This is a genomic window from Delftia sp. DT-2 (assembly GCF_028401915.1).
Taxonomy (GTDB): domain Bacteria; phylum Pseudomonadota; class Gammaproteobacteria; order Burkholderiales; family Burkholderiaceae_C; genus Comamonas; species Comamonas tsuruhatensis.
The window spans coordinates 1-20,030 of the sequence record NZ_JAQOTI010000029.1 but is presented as its reverse complement, the minus strand read 5'-3'; the positions used below and the strand labels follow the sequence as shown (position 1 = coordinate 20,030).

The 20,030-nt window shown below is 68.2% G+C and carries 19 protein-coding genes; 9 read left to right on the top strand and 10 right to left on the bottom strand.

Annotation, left to right across the window (positions count from 1 at the left end; translation table 11 throughout):
* Positions 1–14: 14 nt before the first annotated feature.
* The 3 genes from PO605_RS29835 to PO605_RS29825 all read left to right on the top strand — a co-directional run bounded on the left by PO605_RS29835 (position 15) and on the right by PO605_RS29825 (position 2,420).
* Complete coding sequence (locus PO605_RS29835) at positions 15–521, top strand: peptidylprolyl isomerase (RefSeq protein ID WP_016450537.1); 507 nt, start codon at positions 15–17, stop codon at positions 519–521.
* A gap of 157 nt (positions 522–678) precedes the next feature.
* Positions 679–1,554 (top strand): UDP-2,3-diacylglucosamine diphosphatase, encoded by an 876-nt coding sequence (locus tag PO605_RS29830; RefSeq protein WP_272207302.1) that lies wholly within the window; start codon positions 679–681, stop codon positions 1,552–1,554.
* Positions 1,551–2,420, top strand: a complete 870-nt coding sequence (locus tag PO605_RS29825) for a zinc-dependent peptidase (protein ID WP_016450539.1) — start codon at positions 1,551–1,553, stop codon at positions 2,418–2,420. The genes PO605_RS29830 and PO605_RS29825 overlap by 4 nt, the downstream gene beginning before the upstream one ends.
* On the opposite strand, the gene PO605_RS29820 is transcribed toward PO605_RS29825, so the two are convergent.
* On the bottom strand, positions 2,411–3,379 hold the full coding sequence (locus tag PO605_RS29820; protein ID WP_016450540.1) for a LysR family transcriptional regulator: 969 nt from the start codon (positions 3,377–3,379) through the stop codon (positions 2,411–2,413). The genes PO605_RS29825 and PO605_RS29820 overlap by 10 nt on opposite strands.
* Before the next feature lie 126 nt (positions 3,380–3,505).
* Here PO605_RS29820 and PO605_RS29815 point away from each other — a divergent pair, with 126 nt between their 5' ends.
* Positions 3,506–4,261 (top strand): sulfite exporter TauE/SafE family protein, encoded by a 756-nt coding sequence (locus PO605_RS29815; protein ID WP_231574442.1) that lies wholly within the window; start codon positions 3,506–3,508, stop codon positions 4,259–4,261.
* Between the two features lie 241 nt (positions 4,262–4,502).
* On the opposite strand, the gene PO605_RS29810 is transcribed toward PO605_RS29815, so the two are convergent.
* Both PO605_RS29810 and mdeB read right to left on the bottom strand, forming a co-directional pair.
* Positions 4,503–6,683 carry a c-type cytochrome gene (locus PO605_RS29810; RefSeq protein WP_047472473.1) on the bottom strand — a complete coding sequence of 727 codons (2,181 nt, stop codon included), beginning with the start codon at positions 6,681–6,683 and terminating at the stop codon, positions 4,503–4,505.
* A 322-nt stretch (positions 6,684–7,005) separates the two neighbouring features.
* Positions 7,006–9,636, bottom strand: a complete 2,631-nt coding sequence (gene mdeB / locus PO605_RS29805) for an alpha-ketoglutarate dehydrogenase (protein WP_047472472.1) — start codon at positions 9,634–9,636, stop codon at positions 7,006–7,008.
* A 104-nt stretch (positions 9,637–9,740) separates the two neighbouring features.
* On the opposite strand from mdeB, the gene PO605_RS29800 reads away from it, so the two are divergent.
* Positions 9,741–10,211: an Lrp/AsnC family transcriptional regulator gene (locus tag PO605_RS29800; protein WP_012204416.1), complete on the top strand. Its 471-nt coding sequence runs from the start codon at positions 9,741–9,743 to the stop codon at positions 10,209–10,211.
* Between the two features lie 18 nt (positions 10,212–10,229).
* Here the strand turns inward: PO605_RS29800 and PO605_RS29795 are convergent, their stop codons facing one another.
* The 7 genes from PO605_RS29795 to PO605_RS29765 form a co-directional block, all read right to left on the bottom strand.
* Positions 10,230–11,141, bottom strand: coding sequence for a DUF3014 domain-containing protein (locus PO605_RS29795; protein ID WP_047472476.1), 912 nt, complete (start codon positions 11,139–11,141; stop codon positions 10,230–10,232).
* 221 nt (positions 11,142–11,362) lie between these two features.
* A complete protein-coding gene (locus PO605_RS29790; protein ID WP_016450545.1) occupies positions 11,363–12,028 on the bottom strand; it encodes an alpha/beta hydrolase in 666 nt (221 codons plus the stop codon).
* Positions 12,029–12,123: 95 nt separating this feature from the next.
* Positions 12,124–13,071 carry a dioxygenase family protein gene (locus tag PO605_RS29785; protein ID WP_016453883.1) on the bottom strand — a complete coding sequence of 316 codons (948 nt, stop codon included), beginning with the start codon at positions 13,069–13,071 and terminating at the stop codon, positions 12,124–12,126.
* A 72-nt stretch (positions 13,072–13,143) separates the two neighbouring features.
* Complete coding sequence (gene arfB, locus PO605_RS29780) at positions 13,144–13,554, bottom strand: alternative ribosome rescue aminoacyl-tRNA hydrolase ArfB (RefSeq protein ID WP_016450547.1); 411 nt, start codon at positions 13,552–13,554, stop codon at positions 13,144–13,146.
* Complete coding sequence (locus PO605_RS29775; RefSeq protein ID WP_272207301.1) at positions 13,547–14,431, bottom strand: alpha/beta fold hydrolase; 885 nt, start codon at positions 14,429–14,431, stop codon at positions 13,547–13,549. Before PO605_RS29775 ends, arfB begins: the two co-directional genes overlap by 8 nt.
* Complete coding sequence (aroQ, locus tag PO605_RS29770; protein WP_016450549.1) at positions 14,428–14,871, bottom strand: type II 3-dehydroquinate dehydratase; 444 nt, start codon at positions 14,869–14,871, stop codon at positions 14,428–14,430. The genes PO605_RS29775 and aroQ overlap by 4 nt, the downstream gene beginning before the upstream one ends.
* Before the next feature lie 130 nt (positions 14,872–15,001).
* Positions 15,002–15,367 (bottom strand): hypothetical protein, encoded by a 366-nt coding sequence (locus tag PO605_RS29765; RefSeq protein ID WP_043823784.1) that lies wholly within the window; start codon positions 15,365–15,367, stop codon positions 15,002–15,004.
* Between the two features lie 230 nt (positions 15,368–15,597).
* On the opposite strand from PO605_RS29765, the gene PO605_RS29760 reads away from it, so the two are divergent.
* The 4 genes from PO605_RS29760 to PO605_RS29745 form a co-directional block, all read left to right on the top strand.
* Positions 15,598–17,406: a glutamine--tRNA ligase/YqeY domain fusion protein gene (locus PO605_RS29760; RefSeq protein WP_016450551.1), complete on the top strand. Its 1,809-nt coding sequence runs from the start codon at positions 15,598–15,600 to the stop codon at positions 17,404–17,406.
* A 127-nt stretch (positions 17,407–17,533) separates the two neighbouring features.
* Positions 17,534–18,250: a class I SAM-dependent methyltransferase gene (locus PO605_RS29755; protein WP_034367120.1), complete on the top strand. Its 717-nt coding sequence runs from the start codon at positions 17,534–17,536 to the stop codon at positions 18,248–18,250.
* Between the two features lie 56 nt (positions 18,251–18,306).
* Positions 18,307–18,624, top strand: coding sequence for a DUF2322 family protein (locus tag PO605_RS29750; RefSeq protein WP_013803391.1), 318 nt, complete (start codon positions 18,307–18,309; stop codon positions 18,622–18,624).
* Positions 18,625–18,796: 172 nt separating this feature from the next.
* Positions 18,797–20,030, top strand: a 1,234-nt coding sequence (locus tag PO605_RS29745) for a DUF3300 domain-containing protein (RefSeq protein WP_272207300.1), incomplete at its 3' end; no start/stop codon positions are given.

Below are 20,030 nucleotides of genomic sequence, written 5' to 3'. Positions count from 1 at the left end.
AACAAGGAATCGCCATGAGCAATCCCCAAGTCGAACTCCACATCGCCGACCACGGCGTCATCACCCTCGAACTCGACGCCGCCAAGGCCCCCAAGAGCACCGAGAACTTCCTGGCCTATGTGAACAAGGGCCACTACGACAACACCATCTTCCATCGCATCATCGATGGCTTCATGATCCAGGGCGGCGGCTTCGAGCCCGGCATGAAGCAAAAGGGCACCGATGCGCCCATCGAGAACGAGGCCAAGAACGGCCTGAAGAACGACAAGTACACCATCGCCATGGCCCGTACCGGCGACCCGCACTCGGCCACCGCCCAGTTCTTCATCAACGTGGCCGACAACGGCTTCCTGAACCACACCTCGCCCAGCGCCCAGGGCTGGGGCTATGCCGTGTTCGGCAAGGTGGTCAAGGGCACCGAGATCGTGGACAAGCTGCGCGGCGTGAAGACCGGCCGCAACGGCGGCCACCAGGACGTTCCCAAGGATGACGTGATCATCGAAAAGGCCGTGGCCCTGTAATCAGGCGCCCTTCCGACAAGGCGGCTGCCCCCTTGGCGTGCAGCCGCCCTGTTGTCCATGCACATGGCCCGCCCCTGGCCGTGCCCATGGACAACAGCCCTGCTCCAGAGCCTTCCCCAGCCTTCATGCAGCGCCCTTGCCGGGCGCGCACCCGCCCATGGCCCAGACTGCCGCACCTCGCCCTCCCTGCGTGCCGCCCATTGCGGCCGAATGGACACTGCCCGCGGCCTGGCGCACGCTGGACTTCATCTCCGACCTGCACCTGCAGGCCTGCGAGCCCGCCACCGTGCAGGCCTTTCGCCGCTACCTGCACGCCACGCAGGCCGATGCCGTCTTTCTGCTCGGTGACCTGTTCGAAGTCTGGGTGGGCGACGACGCCTTGCTGGATCCCGGCAGTTTCGAGGCCGATTGCGCCGCCACCCTGCGCGAGGCCGCCGCCCGCAGGCCGCTGTTCTTCATGCAGGGCAACCGCGACTTCCTGACCGGAGCGCAGTTCGATGCGCTGTGCGGCACGACCACGCTGGCCGACCCCACCGTGCTCGACTGCGGCGACCAGCGCATCCTGCTCAGCCATGGCGATGCCCTGTGCCTGGACGATACGGAATACCAGCGCTTTCGCGCCATGGCGCGCTCCGCCGCGTGGCAGGCGGCCTTCCTGGCGCAGCCGCTGCCGCTGCGCCGCGAGCAGGCACGCGGAATCCGGCAGGAGAGCGAATCGCGCAAACGTGAATCGGCCGGAGCGGACGCAGCCGCCCCCTCCGCCAGCCACACCGCCGCCATGCCCACCTATGCCGACCTGGATGCCGAGGCCACGCGCAGCTGGCTGCGCGCCGCACGCGCCGCCACCCTGGTCCACGGCCACACGCACCGCCCGGCCGACCATGAACTGGGCGATGGCCTGCGGCGTGTGGTGCTCAGCGACTGGGATTTGGCAGCCGCCGTGCCGCGCGCCGAAGTGCTGCGCTGGGAGCAGGGCCAGGGCCTGCGGCGCCTGCCGCTGTCCGAAGTACTTGAACAGGCGCCCCAACGATGAGCCTCTGGCGACAACTGGGCCACTGGGTCCGGCGGCTGGGCCGCCGCGCACGCTCCGCCGTCTCGCCGGTGCCTGAGATTCCAGCGCCACTGTGGCTGTCCACACTGGCCGCCTACCCCTTTCTTTCCTCGCTGACGCTGGAGGAGCAATCGAAGCTGCGCGCACTGGCCGCCGTCTTCCTGCAGCGCAAGCGCTTCCACGGCGCGCACGGCCTGCAAGTGAGCGACGCCATGGCGCTGGAGATTGCCGCCCAGGCCTGCCTGCCACTGCTGCACTGGGGCGAGCCGCAGGGCGCGCTGTCCTGGTATGACGACTTTGTCGGCATCGTGGTGCACCCGGGCGATGCCGTGGCACGGCGCCAGAGCATGGACGAGGCCGGCGTCATCCACGACTACGACGAAGTGATCATGGGCGAGGCCATGCATGGCGGCCCCGTCATGCTGAGCTGGCAGGCCATCGGCGCAGGCCGCGGGCCGCATGCCAGCCACCACGGTCACGGCGGCCAGGCCGCCAACGTGGTGATCCACGAATTCGCCCACAAGATCGACATGCGCAACGGCGGCGCCGATGGCTGCCCGCCCCTGCCGCCCGGTTTCATGGGCAGCGGCTCCGCGCGCCAGGCCCGCGAGATATGGCAGGCCGCCTGGGCGCCGGCCTACGACGCCTTCCGTGAGCAGATCACCATCGCCGAACGCTTTGGCGGCGAATGGCCCTGGCTGGACGGCTATGGCGCCACCGCGCCCGCCGAATTCTTCGCCGTGGCCTGCGAAGCCTTCTTCGTGGACCGCGCCCGCTTTGCCCTGGAATTCCCCACGCTGGAGCCGCTGCTGGCTGCGCTCTTCAAGCCGGCCACCCGTCACCCCTGATCGGAGCAAACCTCCTTCAGCGCCTGGGCGAACAGGCGCTGCTCCTCGTACTGCCCGCCCGCCTTGCGCTCGAACAGGGTGATGGGTGGCAGGGTCCAGCCAAAACGGTGGCGCACGATGCCCACGCCCGCAATGCGCACCAGTTCCTCGGCAATGTCGGCCGGCACGATGGACACGGCACGCTCATTGGCCGCCACCAGCTCGCCGATCACCTTGGCCGAGAGCGTTTCCACAAACGGCGGCGGCGGCTCCACGCCTGCGCGCAGAAAAAAGTCGGTGATCTGCTCGCGCATGGGCGTGCGGCGCTGGCCCAGCACCCAGTCAAGCCCCGTGAGTTCGGCCCACTGCAGAGGCCGGCGCCCCAGCCGCGTGGCCAGGCTGCGGTGGGCGATCAGGCGAGGCTCCTGCTCATAAAGCACGCTGTGCCGTATGCCGCTCATGTCCAGCACGGCCGAGGCGCGGCCAATCACGCAGTCCAGCTCATGTGCGCGCAACTTTTGCAGCAGGCGGTCGCTGGTGTCCTCATGCAGCGTGACCGTGATGCGCCGGCCTTGCGGCCGCGTCCTGCCGATGGCATCGGCCAGCATGCGCGCAGGCAGGAAGGGGATGACACCCACCTGCAGGTGCGCCGCACGCTGCTGCCCCACGGCCTCGATGTCGTGGGCCCAATGGTCCAGGTCGGCCAGCATGCCCCGGGCGCGCGCCAGCACCAGCGCGCCCAGCTCCGTAGGCTCCATGCCGCGCGCAGAACGCAGGAACAGCGGCGCGCCGAACAATGACTCCAGCTCGGCCAGGGCCTGGGTCACGGCGGGCTGGCTGGTGGCCATGCGCTCGGCCACGCGGGTCAGCGTGCCCAGCTCGCTGATGGAGCGCAGCAGCAGCAAATGCTTCATCTTCAGGCGCGTGGCCATGCGGTGGGCCAGTTGGGCAGCGGTCGATGCAGTGGGGTGTTGCGGCATGGCTTCAGGCGTGGCGCGTCATAAGCAAAACCATATTGAACAATAAAAACAAACGAATTTCTGCTTATGCATGCGTTCCAGAATTCCGGCGTCTTGCACACCCAGAACGAGAGGACCAGGCAGACCATGGATGGCATGTTTTTCATCATCGCGCTGGGCGCGGCGGCGGCCGGATTCGTGCAGGGCCTGTCGGGCTTTGCCTTCGGCATGGTGGCCATGTCGTTCTGGGCCTGGGTGCTGGAGCCGCGCGATGCGGCCGTGCTCACCGTCTTCGGCTCGCTGCTGGGCCAGGTGCTGTCGGCCATCACCGTGCGGCGCGGGTTTGCACTGGCAAAGCTGCTGCCCTTCATCCTGGGCGGTCTTGCCGGCATTCCCCTGGGTGTCTTGCTGCTGCCGCACCTGGACATGGCCTGGTTCAAGGCCCTGCTGGGCGGCATGCTGGTGCTGTGGTGCCCGGTGATGCTGCTGTCGGCCCGCCTGCCCAGGCTGGCGCGCGGCGGTCGGGTGGCAGACGGCGCCGTGGGCCTGGCGGGCGGCGTGATGGGCGGACTGGGCGGCTTCACGGGCACGCTGCCCACGCTGTGGTGCACGCTGCGCGGCTACCCCAAGGATGAGCAGCGCTCGGTCATCCAGAACTTCAACCTGTCCATGCTGGCCGTGACCATGGCCACCTACCTGGGCACCGGCATGGTCGCGCGCAGCATGCTGCCACTGTTCGCCATCGTGGCGCCGGCCATGCTCATTCCATCGCTGCTGGGCTCCAGGCTCTATATCGGCATCAGCGAGATGCGTTTCCGGCAGATCGTGCTGGGCCTGCTGTGCCTGTCCGGCGTGGCGCTGCTGGCCTCCTCGGTGCCGGTGCTGCTGCAGCGCGCGGGCTGAGCGCGCCGAACGCGCTGCCGGGAAGGCCTGGAACCAAGCCTGCCGGCTGCAGCAGATGGCCAGGCAACGGCAGCAACACGTGCAGGGGCTGGGCAATGAACTGGCCACCGCCAAGAAGAATCTGCAGCGCGCGCAAGACTGGGCACTGCCCTCGAAAAAAGGCGGGGCAGGAATCGCTCCCTGCCCCGCCTTCAGGCGCCCGCCGCGTGGCGGGAACGCCTTCTTCTCCCTCGATGGCGCATCAGTACCGCGCGTCGGCCGGCTTCTTGTCCTTGGGCCAGTCCTTGTGCTTGTTGGCAAAGTCCGGGCGCGGCTGGTGGCTGAAGTACTCGGCCACGTCCACGGCCTCCTGGTCGCTGAGGCCGCCCTGGCCCAGCGGGAAATTGCCATGGAAGGCGATGGGCATGTTGCGCTTGACGAAGGCCGCTGCCGTATAGGTGCGCGCCATGCCCGCACCGATGTTGAAGGACTGGTCACCCCACAGCGGCGGATAGACCCACTGGCCCTTGGCGTTCTTCACGCCTTCGCCCTCGCCGCCATGGCAGACCGCGCACTGGGCCGCATAGATCTTCTTGCCGTTGTCCACGTTGGGCACGATGGACTGGCTGATCTTGCCCACGCCCCGGCCTTCGACCTTGTCCTCGGGCTTGGTTTCGCGGCGCATCCAGTCGAAGTAGGCGACCATGGCCTTGATCTCGTCGGACTCCAGCGGCAGCGGCTTGCCGTTCATGGAGCGCAGGAAGCAGCCATTGATGCGGTCCTCCAGCGTGATGACGCGGCCCGCGCGCGGCGCATAGCCGGGGAAGAAGGCCGAGACACCGATGTAGGGCGAGCCATCGGCCACCGTGCCCGCGTTCAGGTGGCAGCTGGCGCAGTTCAGCGCGTTGCCCACATTCCTGGGCAGCAGGTCGCGCGTCTCAATGTTCAGGCGGGCGCCGTAAACCAGTTGCTTCGCATTGGATTCGTCCAGCATGGCGGCCAGGCGCGGCGTCTCGAAGGGGCGTGCGCTTTCGCCCTTGGCATCGAGCTGCTTGCGCATGGATTGCACCTCCCTGGCATGGATCTCGCGCGCATCGGCACGGCCCCAGCTCTTGCGGGCGAAGTTGAGGATGTCGGCGATCTCCGCATCCTTGAGCTGTGCGAAGGCCGGCATGGTCAGCGGCCGTGCATGGCTTTGCGTGACGGGCGCCTTCCAGCCCACCAGCATCAGATGGATCAGGGTGGAGGGGTCCTGCGACTGCAGCGAGAAATTGCCGGCCAGTGGCGGGAACACGTCCTTCACGCCGCCGCCATCGGCACGGTGGCAGTCGGCGCAGAACTGCAGATAGCCCAGGCCGCCCCGGCTGGCGTAGAGATCGGCAGGCACGTCGGAAGACACTGCCGACGTGGCGGACGGCGCATGCCCGGAGGCCTGCGGCGCCGGATGCGGGGCGATGACCGGCCCCGGCCCCTGGGCCACCTGCATGGGCAGGTCGTTCTTGCCTGCGGGAAGCGACTTCAGATAGATGCCGATGGCCAGCAGGTCCGCATCGCTCATGTACTGCGTGCTGTGCTGCACCACATCGACCATGTTGCCGGAGACGGTGCCGTGGCTGTTGCGCCCGGTCTTGAGCAGTTGGGCGGTTTCCTCGGGTGTCCACAGATTGCGCAGGCTCAGCGCGCGCCAGTTCTCCACGGTCTCGCCGGCCAGGAAGTACTCGCCCTTGCGGCCCTCGCCGGTCATGGTCTTTTCCTGGAAGCCCACGCCGCGCGGCGTATGGCAGGCGCCGCAGTGGCCCAGGCCCTGCACCAGGTAGGCGCCCCGGTTCCACTGGGCAGTTTGCTGCGGTTGGGGCTGGAAGGGCGTGTCATCCAGAAACACCCAGTTCCACAGCGCCAGGCCCCAGCGCTGGTTGAAGGGAAAGCCCAGGTCGGACTCCTTGTTGGCCGCCTTCACGGGCGCCACGCCCTGCATCAGGTAGGCATACAGGGCCTGCATGTCCTCGGCCGTCATCTTGGCGTAGGAGGGATAGGGCATGGCCGGGTACATGTTGCGGCCATCGGCCGCCACGCCCTTGCGCATGGCGCGGTCGAACTGATCGAAGCTGTATTTGCCCATGCCCGTATCGGCGTCAGGCGAGATATTGGTGGAATAGATCTTGCCGAATGGCGTCTCCAGCGCCAGGCCACCGCCCATGGGCTGTGTTTTATTTCCGGTATGGCAGGCCACACAATCACCGAGTCGCGCGATATAACGGCCACGGTCCACCAGGTTTCTTTGCTCGGCGGTCAGGTCCGCCGCATAGTCGGCGGGCAGGTCATCGATGATCTGCGGCATTTGCGCATGATCCACCTCGGGCGCCGGCGCCGAGATGGCGAGCTGCCATGCGGCAGCCGACAGCACGGCCACGCACAGCAGGCCTTGCTTGAGCGAGAGTTTCATCGTCTTTTATCCCGTGAAATAAATTATTATTGAAAGAGAAAATCGGATATTGACGAGATATTCCACCCAACGCATGCAACCATTGCAGCAAATATCAATCTCTTTGCGCAATATCTTCTTATATATACAAATTCTAGTGGAATCACCCTATTTTTTGATGCAAGCCGACGAAAAAGATAAGCCACTTGCGCATTTAACGCGGGCTTAATCCATCCACAGGAAAAGTGGCGGCGCAAATGGGGGCGCAGCAATGCAAAGCGGCCCCGCGAAGGGGCCGCCATGTGTACATCCCGGGGATGCCGGGTGCGTGGACAGGCTCGGCTCAACCCGCGTGGATCATCCGGCGCGCGGCCTGCGCCACGCTGTGTGCATCCACCCCAAAGTAGCCGCGCAGCGCCGCACGCGTGTCGCTGCGGCCGAAGCCGTCCGTGCCCAGCGTGAGGAAACGGCGGCCTGCGGGCAGGAAGGCGCGCACGGTCTCGAGCACCGCGCGCACATAGTCGGTGGCGGCAATCACCGGGCCCTGCGTACCGTGCAGCAGCTGCGCGATCCAGGGCTGGCCAGGTGCCTCGCCCGCCAGCATGCGCTGCTCGCAGGCCACGCCATCGCGCGCCAGCTCGCTCCAGCTGGTCACGCTGACCACGGTGGCGGCCATGCCCTCGCTGGCCAATTGCTCGGCGGCCTTGAGCACTTCGGTGAGGATGGCGCCCGATCCCAGCAAGGTGACATGCTGCGTGGCATGGCCCGCATCGCCAAAGCGGCCGAACACATAGCCGCCGCGCAGCACGCCTTCGGCCGCGCCCGGTGGCAGGTCAGGCTGGGCGTAGTTCTCGTTCATCAGGGTGATGTAGTAGAAAACGTCGCGCTGCTCCACCAGCATCTCGCGCATGCCGGCGTCCAGTATCACGGCCAGTTCGCCCGCATGCGCGGGGTCCCAGGCCTTGCAGTTGGGAATGGTGGCCGCCACCAGATGGCTGGAGCCGTCCTGGTGCTGCAGGCCTTCTCCGCCCAGCGTGGTGCGGCCCGAGGTGGCGCCCAGCAGAAAGCCGCGTGCCCGCTGGTCGGCCGCCGCCCAGATGGCGTCGCCCACGCGCTGGAAGCCGAACATGGAGTAGTAGATGTAGAACGGCAGCATGGCCAGGCCGTGCACGCTGTAGCTGGTGGCCGCCGCCGTCCAGCTGGCGATGGCGCCGGCCTCGCTGATGCCCTCCTCCAGGATCTGGCCGTCCAGCGCCTCGCGGTAGGACAGCACCGAGCCGATGTCCTCGGGCGCGTAGCGCTGGCCCAGGCTGCTGTAGATGCCCACCTGCTTGAACAGGTTGGCCATGCCGAAGGTGCGCGCCTCGTCGGCCACGATGGGCACGATGCGCGGGCCCAGCTGCGCATCCTTGAGCAGGCTGCCCAGCATGCGCACAAAGGCCATGGTGGTGCTCATTTCCTTGCCGGCAGGCGCCAGCGCGAACTGGGCGTATTGCTCCAGCGCTGGAACGGGCACGCGGTCGCACACCGTTTCGCGGCGCGGCAGTGCGCCGCCCAGGGCCGTTCGGCGCTCGCGCAGGTACTGCATCTCGGCACTGTCATCGGCAGGCTTGTGGAAGGCCAGGCCCTTGGCCTGCTCGTCACTGAGCGGCAGGTTGAAGCGGTTGCGGAACTCGATCAGGTCGGTCTCGTCCAGCTTCTTCTGGCTGTGCGTGGTCATCTTGCCCTGCCCGGCCGAGCCCATGCCGTAGCCCTTCTTGGTATGGGCCAGGATCACCGTGGGCTGGCCGCGATGGGCGGCAGCCGCTGCATAGGCCGCATGGATCTTCACCAGATCATGGCCGCCGCGCTTCAAGCGGTCGATCTGCTCGTCCGTCAGGCCCTGAGCCAGGGCGGCGAGCTCGGGGTTCTGTCCAAAGAAATGCTCGCGGTTGTAGCGGCCGTCCTTGGCGGCGAAGGTCTGCATCTGCCCGTCCACCGTGCCGCCCAGCGTGCGTGCCAGGGTGCCGGTGATGTCGCGAGCCAACAGCCCGTCCCAGTCGCTGCCCCACAGCAGCTTGACCACGTTCCAGCCCGCGCCGGCAAACAGCCGCTCCAGTTCATCGACGATGCGGCCGTTGCCGCGCACCGGGCCGTCCAGGCGCTGCAGATTGCAGTTGACCACCCAGACCAGGTTGTCCAGCCCCTCGCGCGCGGCCAGCGTGAGGGCACTCATGCTTTCGGGCTCGTCCATCTCGCCGTCGCCGAACACGCCCCAGACCTTGCGCTCCTGGCAGTCCAGCAGGCGGCGGTGCGTGAGATAGCGCATGAAGCGCGCGTGGTAGATGCTGCTGATGGGGCCTATGCCCATGGAGCCCGTCGGGAACTGCCAGAAATCGGGCATCAGCCAGGGATGGGGATAGCTGGACAGGCCCTGCGCGCCAGCGGCCGGCGCGCTGATCTCCTGCCGATAGTGCTGCAGGTCCTGCTCGCTCAGCCGCCCTTCCAGGAAGGCGCGCGCATACACGCCGGGGGCGCTGTGCGGCTGGAAGAACACCAGGTCGCCCCGGTGCTGGCCCGGCGCCAGCCCCTCCCGGGCATGGAAGAAATGGTTGAACCCGGTCTCGAACAGGTCGGCCGCGCTGGCGTAGCTGGCGATGTGCCCGCCCAGCTCGCCATAGGCCTGGTTGGCGCGCACCACCATGGCCAGCGCATTCCAGCGCATGATGGACGCCAGCCGCTCCTCCATGGCCAGGTCGCCCGGAAACACCGGCTGCTGCTGCGCGGCCACGGTGTTCACATAGGGCGTATTCAGGTCGGGCTGCCAGCCCAGGCGCTGCTCGCGCGCCATGCGCGCCAGCTCTTCGAGCACGAAGCGCGCGCGCTGCGGCCCCTCGGCGGCGACCAGGGCCGCGAAGGCCTCCCGCCATTCGGTGGTTTCCTGGGGATCGGTATCGATATCGGCCAGCGTGGCCAGCGGCGTGGGTGCGTTCATGCCCGCCACTTTAGGACTGGCGGACCGGCATGAGCAGCCGTTCATGGATAAGGGAAACGCCATATTCCAGCATTTCATGCCGGCATCTACATAAAATCCGGCACATGAAACTGGACACCATCGACTTGCGCATTCTGGCCGAGCTGCAAACGGACGGCTCGCTGTCCAACGTGGAGCTGGCGCGGCGTGTGCACCTGTCGCCCTCGCCCTGCCTGGCGCGCGTCAAGGCGCTGGAGAAGGCCGGCGTGATCGCGCGCTATGTGGCGCTGGCCAATGCGTCGGCCCTGGGGCTGGGGCTGAACGTGTTCATCAACATCAGCCTCAAGTCCCAGGCCAAGGAATCGCTGGCCGACTTCGAGCGCCGCATTGCCGAGCACGACGAGGTCATGGAGTGCTACCTGATGAGCGGCGACGCCGACTACCTGATCCGCGTGGCCCTGGCCGACATCGGCGCGCTGGAGCGCTTCATCGTGGAGCAGCTCACGCCGATTCCGGGCATAGAGAAGATCCGCTCCAGCTTCACGCTCAAGCAGGTGCGGTACAAGACCGCCCTGCCCCTGCCGGCCGCAGGCTGAGGCCGATGGAGACTGGCCTCAGCCCGCAGGCTTGGCCATCTCGCCGATGGCGATGCGGCGGCGCAGCTCGCCCAGCACGGCCTTGAGGCGGCGCTCGTTGTCCAGCCCCACGCGCACCAGCATCTTCTGGCCGCTGGACAGGGCCTGCAGCTCCGGGTCGGCGTATTCGTAGCGCACCCAGGGCTGGACGGAGGGCACCTCGCCCTCCACCTTGGTCAGCCTGACCTGCACCGGACCCGCGGGCTCGGGCGCGGCGCGCAGATGGTCTATGACGGCAATGAGACGATCGTTGAAATAGCGGCTGGGATAGCCCAGGTCTTCATAGGCGGTCTGGAACAGGGGATACAGCCGGGCATAGAGCTTGACGGCCCCGTCCATGGGAATGGACTCGGCGAAGGCCACGAAGGCTTTGTAGCGTGCGGCGTTGGCGGGGGAGATGGCCTGTGCCTCCCCGGCCTCCGCCGCGCCCTCCACCGTGAAACGCTGCGGCGCGGGGTGCACGGGCCAAAGCCGTGCTGGGGCCTGGGAGCGGGTCAGGTTGTCCACGGTGGCCACGGCGCGGCGCACAAAACCGTCCATCTGCAGAAAGCTGCCTGCCTTGTCACGACCCAGCAGGCCGTTGAGGGCCTGGGCGACATGGGCGTCGGAGTCCTGCAGCGCGGGCAGGCCGGGCGCGGGTGGCTCCAGCGCATCGACAGGGTTCTGGGGCTCGGTCAGCTCGGGCGCGGGGACGGGTTCAGGCTCGGCAGGCTGGGCGGGCGCCTCTGCCACTTCGGGCGGCGCCTCGGGCACGTCGGCGGGACGCCACCAGTACCACCAGGCTGCGCCCCCCACGGCGGCAGCCGCCAGTACCGCTGCGGCGATGCCGAAAGCCGATGGGCCGGAGGATCTGGCGCGGGGGCGGAAGTCTTGGGGGTCGCGTTCTGGCATGGATGGGTCCTTTGGCTTGGGCAGGGGCTGGCAGCACAGTTGCCGCAGGACGTGCGACAGCAAAGCACAACCGGGGTTCCCGGGCTTTCCTGACACCAGCCCCTGACTGGTGTTTATAAGCCGCCCCGCTGCCTGCGCAGGCCCTTGTGCGCGCCAGGCAACAAGGCGTTACCCGGCTTACGCGGCCAGCCTGCGCACAAGAAGGGGGCGGTACAGCAGGCTCAGCCCTGCGTGCCCAGATCCTGGAGCCAGGCCATGGCGGCCTGCAGCTCGTCGGGGCGGATCTCATGCATGCTCGGGTATTCGTGGTAGCTCAGTTGCAGCGGCAGGCGCTGCACGTGGCTGCGAATGGCGTGGGCGCTGGTCAGCGGAATGACGTTGTCGTAGGTGCCGTGGCTGACCCAGAGCGACTTGCCGTCGAAGGCCGCGTCAGGGGCCTGGTGCGGCAAGGCCTCGGGCAGCAGGCGGCTGTGCCAGCACATGGCGGCGCGCAGCAGCGCGGGCTGGGTCAGCAGCAGGCTGAGCGCCATGATGCCGCCCTGGCTGAAGCCGCCCGCCACGGTACGCTGGGCAGGAATGCCCAGCCGCGCGCCGGCCTGCTGCACGGTCTGGGCCACCAGGGCGCGGCTGTGCTCTTCCTGCGATGCGTGTATGTGGCGCGTGCCGTTGGCATCCACCGTGAACTGGAACCAGGCATGGGCACTGGGCCCCATGGAAAACGGGGCACGCAGGCTGAGCACGTGGAACTGCGGCGGCACGAACGATGCGAGGCCGAACAGGTCCTGTTCATTGCTGCCAACGCCATGCATGAGCACCAGCAGCCAGGGCTGCTGCCCCGGTGCGGGTTGTGCGGGGCGCTCCAGCGCCAGCAGGGGCAGGTCGATCATCACGGACTCCTTGGTTTTTAAGCGATTTCCGGGACCGGGGTGGTCCCGGGCAACGCGCCATTGTGGCGCCTCGCCAAGTCCGCGGGGGCAGGAGGTTATGCCGCCTGCGCGTCCTCGAAGGCCATCGCATCCATGGCCAGGATGGAGTACATGACTTCGCGGCTCAGATACCGAGGCCGCGCCGTGGCGCCGGCCGCGCCCAGGGCGAAGTACAGCGGCATGAAGTGCTCTTCGCTGGGATGGGCGCGCCGGGCCGAGGGAGCGCGTGCGCGGTAGTCCAGCAGCGCGGGCAGGTCCTGCGCCTGCAGGCGCGACTCGATCCAGCGGCTGAAATCCTGCACGTAGGGCGAGGAGGCGCTGGAGCCGCCGACGGCATGGTCGTCCTGCAGGCCATCCTGGCTGCGCAGGGCCTGCACGGCGTCGTCCACCCGCACCGTGGCCTCGCCCGTGCCGCCCCGGAATTCGGCCAGGTTGTGCGTCATGCTGCCGGAGCCGACGATGAGCACCCCTTCATCGCGCAGCGCCGCCAGGGCCGCGCCCAGCGCATGGGTTTCGGCCGGCCCGGCCGAGGCGGGAAGGGACAGCTGCACCACGGGCAGGTCGGCATCCGGCAGCAAATGCATCAGCGGCACCCAGGCGCCGTGGTCGAAGGGCCGCTGCGCGTTGGCGGTGGAGGCAATGCCTGCGGCCTGCAGGCGGTCCATGACTTCCTGCGCCAGCTGGGGCGCGCCGGGGGCCGGGTACTGCAGTTCGTAGAGCGCGGGCGGGAAGCCGCCGAAGTCGTGCCAGGTGGAGGGCGTGGCTCCGGTCATGACTTCCACGCCATGCGACATCCAGTGCGGCGACATGACGACCACGCCGCGCAGCGGGCCGTGGGCCTGGCGCAGCGCCCTGCCCCATTGCGCGAGCACAGGGCCGGTTTCGCCCGGCTCCAGCGCGAACATGGGCGAGCCGTGGGAGACATAGAGCACGGGCAGCCGAGTGCCTGCCGAAGCGGCTATGGAGGAGGCGCCGGAATCGAGGGAAGCGTGGAAATCTTGCATTCCCCTAATGTAGGGACGCAAGCGGGCCGCGCCAAGCCGCCAAAGGCGGCACACATTGTTGCGCTGGCCGGCTCAATCGTCGCGCGGGCGGCCCCGCAGGGCCTTGGTGGCGCTGTGCCGGCTCTTGCTGTCCAGGCGCCGCCGCTGCGATCCCAGCGTGGGCCGGGTGGCGCGGCGAAGAATGGGTTCGGGATAGGCGGCGGCCACCAGCGCGTTGAGCCGCTGCAGCGCGGCGCGCAGGTTCTGCTCCTGCGTGCGGTACTGCTGGGCCTTGATGACGACCACGCCCTCGTTGGTGATGCGGCCGTCGCGCAGGGCCAGCAGGCGCTGCTGCACGGCCTCGGGCAGGCGCGAGGCGCGCACGTCGAAACGCAGGTGCACAGCGCTGGAGACCTTGTTCACGTTCTGGCCGCCCGCGCCCTGGGCGCGCATGGCGGTCCACTGCACCTCATGCAGCTCGATGGGGCGCATGCGCTCAGGCATCCAGCGCAGCGGTCAATGCCGCCACAAAGGCATCGGGACGCTCATGCATGACCCAGTGGCCCGCGCCGGGCACCAGGGCCAGCCCGCGGAAGTCGCGCGCATGGCGTGCAAAGGCCTGGACCAGTTCCTGCATCATCGGGCCCGGGTAGAGCGCGTCGTGCTCGCCATAGATGGCCCATACGGGGCCGTCCACGGCCTGCAGGGCGCGGGCCAGCACATCGGTGTGCGAGAGGCGGCGGCGCGGAAGGCGGTCGCGCTCCACATTGAGCACATGCAGGGCCAGCGTGTCCTCGTCGATGAGGCTGGCGTCATGCAGCATCAGCGCCTGCAGGTTGTAGCGGTGGGCCACGGCCTGCGCCTCGGGCGTGGCCAGGTGGCGCCAGCCCTTGAGCCGCACGGCCAGGCCCTTGCCCACGCCCATGCCGGGCGCCCCGGCCAGCACCAGGCGCCGGGCCAGCGTGCCGTCGGCAGCCGCCAGCATGCCGGCCGTCATGCCGCCAAAAGAGAAGCCGACCAGATCGCACAGCGGGGCGGCGGGCGCTGCGCCATCGGCCAGCAGTTGCCGCAGGCCCTGGCGCAGCGGCTCGACCAGGGTGTCGGCATCCTGGCCGCCTGGCACCCCATCGGAATCGCCAAAGCCCGGCAGGTCCGGTATCCACAGCTGGCGGCCCTGGGCCAGCAGAGCGTCCATGCAGCGCAGCCAGTGCGTCCAGCTGCCGCTGCCGCCGTGCAGCATGACCACCGGCAGCACGCCCGCGCGCGCCTCGCCCCAGACATGCCAGACCATGTGGCCGTCTTCGGGCCGCGCGGCAGACAGCGGCGTGGTGAGGCGCCGCGCACGGGCGCGCAGGCGCTCTATGGCGACAGGCGTGTTCACCACTGGGCCACGGCGTCGATGGCCAGGCCGTAGCCGGCCACACCAAAGCCGCACATCACGGCGCGCGCCGCAGCCGACAGGTAGGAGTGGTGGCGGAAGCTCTCGCGCGCATGCACGTTGCTGATGTGCAGCTCCACCAGCGGCACGCCCGTGCCCTTGACGGCATCCAGCAGGGCCACGCTGGTGTGGGTGTAGGCGGCGGCGTTGAAGATCAGGCCGGCCAGGCGGCCTTCCGCGTGCACGCGGCCGGCCTCGTGGATCCAGTCCACCAGCTCGCCTTCATGGTTGCTCTGGCGGAACTCCAGGGCCAGACCGTAGCGCGCACAGGCGGCTTCGCACAGCGCACGCACATCGGCCAGGGTCTGGGAGCCATAGATGGCGGGTTCACGCAGGCCCAGCAGGTTCAGGTTCGGGCCATTGAGGACATAGACGGTTTTCACGGCGGGGACACTCCAGGTTTCCAACGGGCTGGATTATGCGGGCCATCCCCGGCCCGGTCTTGGCGCAGGCACCACGGAAAAAGCCGCCCAAAGGGGCGGCAAGAGTCGGTTCAGCGCGGCTCAGCTCAGATCAACGGCGCCAGTGGCCATGCCCGTGACCATGGCCATGGCGGTACTCGCCACGGTATCCACCCCGGTAGCCGCCGCCATAGCCGTATCCGTAGCCGGGAACGACCACGACGGGCGGAGCACGGTAGACGGCGCGCGGCGCGTAGTAGACCGGCGGCGGGGGGGCGTAGTAAATGGGCTGGGGCGGTGCCACATAGACGGGGGCAGGCGCGACATAGACGGGCGGGCCATACATGCCCGGCGAATTCAGGCTGATGGACCACTGCACATCGCCCCGGGCCTGGGCGGCGCCCGAAGCCATGAGGGCGGCCAGGGCCAGGCCGGCTGCTGCTGCTTTTGCAACCCACGGGGAAGCTGTCGTTGTCATGGTGTCTCTCCTCGAAGTTGGACAGGCGTGGCAGGCATTGCCGCTGCTGCCGCCTTCCCGCACTTTGGCACAGGGGGACGGCATACGCCCTGCATTCTCAACGCGCGACAGGGGTCTACGGATGGCAGGCTTTTATACAAGTTTGTTTCCAAATGCCTCAACCCTTGGCTGGCGCGGCTGTCCGAAAGCCGTCCGGAGCGGGTCGGCAGGCGCGCGCCTACAATGCTGCGATGAGCTCTGCTGACGCCTCCCCCATCTCCAAAGATCCGGTCAAACCGAGTAACTTTCTGCGCCAAATCATCGAGGCCGACCTGGCCAACGGTACCTACGCCCAGCGCCGCTGGGGTGGAAGCCCCGGTGATGGCGACCACCACAACCAGGGCCAGGTGGACGTGGCGAAGATCCGCACACGCTTCCCGCCCGAGCCCAACGGCTACCTGCACGTGGGCCACGCCAAGGCCATCTGCCTGAACTTCGGCCTGGCGCGCGACTACCAAGGCGCCTGCCACCTGCGTTTCGACGACACCAATCCCGAGAAGGAAGACCAGGAGTACGTGGACAGCATCATCGATGCCGTCCATTGGCTGGGCTTCGGCTGGAAGGAAGCCGACGGTCACGAGAACCTCTACTTCGCCAGCAACTACTTCGACTTCATGTACCGCGCGGCCGAGTACCTGATCGAGCAGGGCCTGGCCTATGTGGACGAGCAAAGCGCCGACGACATGAAGGCCAACCGCGGCGATTTCTCACGCCCCGGCGTGGACAGCCCGTTCCGCAGCCGCACGGTGGCCGAGAACCTGGCGCGCTTTCGCGAAATGCGCGACGGCAAGCTGCCCGATGGCGCTGCCGTGCTGCGCGCAAAGATCGACATGGCATCGCCCAACATCAATCTGCGCGATCCCGCCATCTACCGCGTGCGCCATGCCGAGCACCACAACACCGGCAACCAGTGGTGCATCTACCCGATGTACACCTTCGCCCATCCCATCGAGGACGCGCTGGAGCACATCACCCACAGCATCTGCACGCTGGAGTTCGAGGACCAGCGCCCGTTCTACGACTGGCTGCTGGACCACCTGCGCGCAGGCGGCCTGATCGCCGCGCCGCAGCCGCGCCAGTACGAGTTCTCGCGCCTGCACCTGACCTATGTGATCACCAGCAAGCGCAAGCTCAAGCACCTGGTGGACAACGGCATCGTCAGCGGCTGGGATGATCCGCGCATGCCCACCATCGTCGGCCTGCGCCGCCGTGGCTACACGCCGCAGAGCATCCAGGCCTTCTGCGAGCGCATCGGCGTGACCAAGGACTACGCCTGGATCGACTACTCCACGCTGGAAGGCTGCCTGCGCGAAGACCTGGAAAACCAGGCCCATCGCGGCATGGTGGCGCTGGACCCGCTCAAGCTGGAGCTGACCAACTGGGCCGAGGTCTTCGGCAGCGCCGACCACCTGGAAGCCTGCGAGCTGCCCGCCCTGCCCCACGCCGCCGAAGGCCAGCAGGTGCCGGTGCGCCGCTTCACGCTGGGCCGCGAGGTGTGGATCGAGCGCGAGGACTTCGCCGAAGTGCCGCCCAAGGGCTACAAGCGCCTGTTCCCCGGCAACAAGGTGCGCCTGAAGGGCGGCTACGTGATCGAGTGCACGGGCTGCGAGAAGGATGCCGAGGGCAACGTCACCAAGGTGCTGGCCACCGTGGTGCCCGACACCAAGAGCGGCACGCCGGGCGCCGACAGCGTCAAGGTCAAGGCCGCCATCACCTGGGTGGGCGCGGCCGATGGCGTGCAGGCCGAAGTGCGCCTGTACGACCGCCTGTTCACCGACCCGCAGCCCGATGCGGGCGGCAAGGACTTCCTGGCCCTGCTCAACCCGGACAGCCTCAAGGTCGTGACGGCCTACGTGGAGCCGTCGCTGGCCCAGGCACAGCCTGACGACAAGTTCCAGTTCGAGCGCTTCGGCTACTTCGTGGCCGACCGCAAGGACCACGCACCGGGCAAGCCCGTGTTCAACCGCGCAACGGGTCTCAAGGACTCCTGGGGCAAGTAGGCGCACGGCCCGCTGGCGGGCACCTGCACCGCTCCCCCGAAGATGGCCCACCATCCTGCTTTGCAGGGGTGGGCCATCGCACATCGGCGCTTTTGCAGTGACCATGGCCTCAGCACAATTCCAGGCCATGAACCAAGCCTTGCCACAGGCGGCTTCCGCCGCCAAGTTCGACACCTCCCGCGCGGCCGAGTACGAGACGCAAAGCCGCATCGCCCTGGCCGGCTACGACGCCTGCCACGAGCTGGCGGCCTGCCTGCTGGCAGCCAGCCTGGATGCCGGGCCGAAGTCCGTGCTGATTGGCGGCGCCGGTGGCACGGGCCAGGAAATCCTGGCCACGGCGCGGCTCAGGCCGCAGTGGACATTCACGGCCGCCGACCCTTCGCCCCCCATGCTGGACCAGACCATGGACCGCATCGCAGCCGCCGGCCTGTCGGCCCAGGTGCGTGCAGCACCCTGTGCGGTGGAGGACCTGCCCGCCGGCACGGTGTTCGACGCGGCCACGCTGATCGGCGTGCTGCACCACATTCCTGACGATGCGGACAAGCTCAGGCTGCTGCAGGCCCTGTCGGCCAGGCTGGCGCCGGGCGCGCCCTTCATCCTGGCCTGCAATCGCCATCGCTACGACAGCGAGCCGCTGTTCCTGGACGCCTGGGCCATGCGCTGGCGCATGGCAGGCGCGGACGAGGCCGCCGTCCATGCGAAACTCGGCAAGATCCGGCAGGGCGCGGTTCCACCCGCCTCGGAAGAGGCAGTGGAGCAGATGCTGGCCCAGGCCGGCTTCGTTCAGGCCAAGCGCTTTTTCTCCAGCCTGTTCTGGTGTGCGTGGATTGCCGCCAAGGCCTGATCGCCCCGAGCCGATCGTTCTTTCTCCGCCTTCCTTTCTTTGATTTGCCTTTCAGCATGAACTTCTCCGCACGCCTTCAGCAACTGCCCACCGTCACCCACCTCGCCGCGCTGCAGCTGGCCGATGCCCAGGGCCAGGTCGTGGCCACCATCGAGAACAAGCCCGGCCAGACCGGCTCCCTGGCCGTGTACCACGCGCTGGCCGCCCTCTACGGCGGCAGCATCACGCCCGCCGCCGCCGAACTGGGCCTGGAGTGGTATGCCGAGCACACGCAGGACGCCATCGCCTTCCCTGGCAAGCACCCCAACATCGACCGCCTGCTGGCCTGGTCCAAGGGTGCCGAGAGCTACCAGGCCCGCCTGATCGCGGCCTGAGCGCGGCCTGAGCGCCGCCTGATTCAGCCTGGGTAAACACCGCGTCACAGAAGTTGCGCGGACTGGGGGCATCGGCTGACACGCCGGTGTCAACGCAGCGTGCACTTTGGCGTTCAAATGACATGTGCCTTGCCGCTTCGGCGCGCAAGGCGTTCCTGCCCAGGAGAACGCAATGCTGCAATCCGCCGTGCCCAGAGCACGCACCATGGCCCCCTCAGCTTCCCACGCCGGCGCCCTGCGCCTGAGCGTGCTGGGCCTGGCCGCCGCCCTGGCGCTGAGCGCCTGCAACGAATCCCAGGACAAGCCCCCGCAGGCCGCCAGCGCGCCGCTGCCGCCTGCCACCGAAAGCGCCCAGCCCGTCGCCACGCCCGTGGCCTATGTGCCGCCGTCGGCCGAGACGCTCTACCAGATGGTGGCGCCCATTGCGCTGTACCCCGACAAGCTCGTGGCCCAGGTGCTGGCCGCCTCCACCTATCCGGACCAGGTCGGCGCCGCCGAGGTCTGGCTGGGGCAGAACCCGGGCCTCAAGCCCCAGGAACTGCAGGACGCCGTCAACGGCCAGGACTGGGACCCGTCGGTCAAGTCCCTGGCCCAGTTTCCCAACGTGCTGGCGCAGCTGTCTTCCAACATTCCCTGGACCACGGCCCTGGGCAGGGCCTACTACAACGATCCGGCCGACGTGATGAACGCCATCCAGGTAATGCGCCAGCGCGCCTACAAGGCCGGTACGCTCAAGGACTCCAGCCGGCTCAAGGTGGCCGTGGCCGCGGCCGACGCCCCGCCGCGCGATCCCCAGCCAGCGCCCCAGGACATGGGCGAGCCCCTGTCGTCCATGCTGCCGGTGCCGGTGATCGATACGCCCTCGCAGTTCATCGAGATCACTCCCGCCCAGCCCGACACCGTCTATGTGCCGCAGTACGACCCGGGTGTGGTGTATGGCGAGCCGCTGCCGGTGTATGGCGGCTACCGCCCCATCGTGGCGCCGCAGCCCGTCTACGTGGGCAGTTCGGCCACGCCCGTGGTGGCGGGGCTGATCGGCTTTGGCGCAGGCGTGATCCTCGCCGAGTCCGTGGACCGTCGCCCCTGGGGCTGGAACTCCTGGGGCATGCGCTGGGGCGAGCCCGGCTACCGCTGGCACCGCAACGAGCCGCCGCCACCGCCCTCGCGCCGGCCAGCCGTGATCTACAACAACAACACCTATGTGACGCGCTCGACCACAGTGGTGCAGAACATCCGCAACACGCAGATCAACAACGGTGGCAACGTCACCCACATCGCGAACAACCCGCACTTCGAGCCCCGCCCTGCCGGCAACCCGCCCAACCCGCCACAGGGCGGCGATCCGCGCCCGGGCGGCATGGCCGCGGCGGCCCTGGCCGGCGCCGCCGGCATGGCAGGCGCGGCCG